Genomic DNA, 1,951 nt, shown 5'->3' with positions numbered 1-1,951 from the left:
GGCGTCCACGCCCGAGTCGGTCAGCGCGGACAGGTGCGCCGCCATCTGCTCGGCCTTGCCGACACCGTTGACCCGGGCCAGGCTGCCGTCGACCCGCAGGAAGTGCTCCGCGATGCCGTGCCGGCGCACCAGCGGCAGCAGGTGCCGGTGCGGGGCCAGGGAGCACAGCGACTGGGTGCCGCCGGCCAGGCGGCGGGCGGCGAGCAGTTCGGCGGCGCCCTCGGTCAGGCCGACGGCGTCCACCCGGGCGAAGTAGTGTCGGTGGAAGACCTCGTCCAGCACCGCGAACTCATCGGCGTCTGGCAGCCGGCCCGTCAACCGCTCGTAGAACCGGGGCACCGGCACGCAGTAGAGCTCGCGGTAGCGCTCCAGGCTGATCGGCGGCATGCCGATCTCACCGAACGCGGCGTTCGTCGCCTCGATCACCGCGTGGATGTCGTGCAGCAGCGTGCCGTTCCAGTCCCAGACGATGTGGGTGGTGCCTGTCCTCGGAGCCATGACACGAAGGTAACCGCCCGGTCCGACAACCGGCCGGTGTCGTCCACCACACGGCCACCCGCCCGAAGCCCCCGGGGCGCGGCGAGTATCCGGGCCCGCGGGTCAGAGCAGGGTGTCGATCTCCTGGACGGCGTACCACAGCAGCTCGTGGTCCTCGGCACCGTCCACGGTGGAGCGGGCGGACTCGTCGCCGGCCCGCGCCGCGTCCAGCGCCTCCGCGGCGGCGGTGACGTCCGCCTCGGCGTCCGCCGCGTCCAGGTGGACGGCGGCCGCGAACCGCATCAGAAGCGGACCGTCGAGCCGCAGCTCCCCCGGCTCCGCGTCCGTACCCGACTCGGGCCGCACCGAGCCCTCCGGCACGTCCAGCGCCAGCACCACCCGGCGCCGGGCCGCCTCGGGATCGTCCGCCAGCAGCCGCAGGGACGCGTGCGCGGCCCGGCCCAGCGCCGCGTACTCCAGTTCCTCGACGTCCTCGGAGACGTACCACTCACGCAGCGCCGGTGTGACGCCGTAGGCCGTCAGCCGACCTCCGCCCACCTCGCCCTCCCGATGGGCGGCCGCGAGTCCGGTGAGGGTCAGGGGAACGTAGACGCGCATCACTGCCGCTTTCGTGTAAGTCCGGACGGGCTGACGGCCAGCATACGGGCCGGCCCCCACAGGCCACCGCCGATCCGCGCGCCCACCGCACCGGACGGTCCGCGCAGGTCAACGCCGTGCCCGTCAAGCCCGTGGCACCTCACCACCGGATAGGTGAAAAGGGCCCGGGCCACCCCGCGCCACCCCGGTCGATTGCGTCGCCGCCAGCGCCCTCGCTACAACCGTGCCGAAGCTACTGCCCGGTACGCATCTCGCGGCCGGGCCCGGCAACTGATCCACGGGGACCGACCATGACCTTCACCAAGGGGCCGAGCCGCCCACCCGGACGCCGCGACTCGCGCCGCCCCTCCCACTCCGCCGTCGCCGCGGCCCAGCGCGGCAGGCGCGAACGGATGCCGCACTTCTGGTTCGCGCAACGACTCCTGCTGGTCCTCAGCGGCCAGCGTCCCGTGCACTCCCTGCTCGGCCACACCAGCGGCGCCGCCTACGACCAGCTGGCCCGCCTCGCCCCCATGGCGCCGCTGCGCCCCGAATCGGCCCTGCGGCAGTCCCCGGCGCCGGTACTGGAACGGGTCGGCTGCTCCTCCCCGGGCCCCGGCGCGGTCGAGGTGTACGCACGGGTCTCCGTGGCCGGGCGCTTCCGCGCCCTGGCGTTCCGGCTGGAACACGGCCCGGACCACCGCTGGCGATGCGCCGCGGTGGAACTCGACATCGACCTCGACCCGGTCCGCTAGTGGCCGGCAGGAACCGGACGCCGAGCCCGCCGTGCGCACGGTCTCGCAGGACGCCTTCGAGCGCCCGGCGGGCTGCGGTCCTGGAACGTCGGGGTGTGTACCGGGGCCCGTGGCGCGACGCG

At 74.4% G+C, this 1,951-nt stretch carries 3 protein-coding genes; 1 reads left to right on the top strand and 2 read right to left on the bottom strand.

Going from position 1 to position 1,951, the window contains the following annotated elements; all coding sequences use genetic code 11:
• On the bottom strand, nt 1–498 hold a 498-nt coding region (locus tag ACYVE9_RS24885; RefSeq protein WP_461030146.1), incomplete at its 3' end, for an HAD family hydrolase.
• A gap of 102 nt (nt 499–600) precedes the next feature.
• The gene (locus ACYVE9_RS24880; protein WP_461030145.1) at nt 601–1,095 is read right to left on the bottom strand and encodes a DUF6912 family protein; all 495 of its coding nucleotides are present in this window, start codon (nt 1,093–1,095) and stop codon (nt 601–603) included.
• A 290-nt stretch (nt 1,096–1,385) separates the two neighbouring features.
• Between ACYVE9_RS24880 and ACYVE9_RS24875 the strand changes: the two genes are divergently transcribed.
• Nucleotides 1,386–1,829, top strand: a complete 444-nt coding sequence (locus ACYVE9_RS24875; protein ID WP_461030144.1) for an Rv3235 family protein — start codon at nt 1,386–1,388, stop codon at nt 1,827–1,829.
• Nucleotides 1,830–1,951: the final 122 nt, after the last annotated feature.

The organism is Streptomyces sparsus (assembly GCF_054776295.1).
Note: the sequence above shows the minus strand (reverse complement) of the source record. Positions and strands in the feature narration are given on the sequence as shown.

Bases quoted from the DNA above. Each gene is read 5' to 3' on its own strand.
- ACYVE9_RS24880 (WP_461030145.1), bottom strand. From the start codon at position 1,095: ATGCGCGTCTACGTTCCCCTGACCCTCACCGGACTCGCGGCCGCCCAT.
- ACYVE9_RS24875 (WP_461030144.1), top strand. From the start codon at position 1,386: ATGACCTTCACCAAGGGGCCGAGCCGCCCACCCGGACGCCGCGACTCG.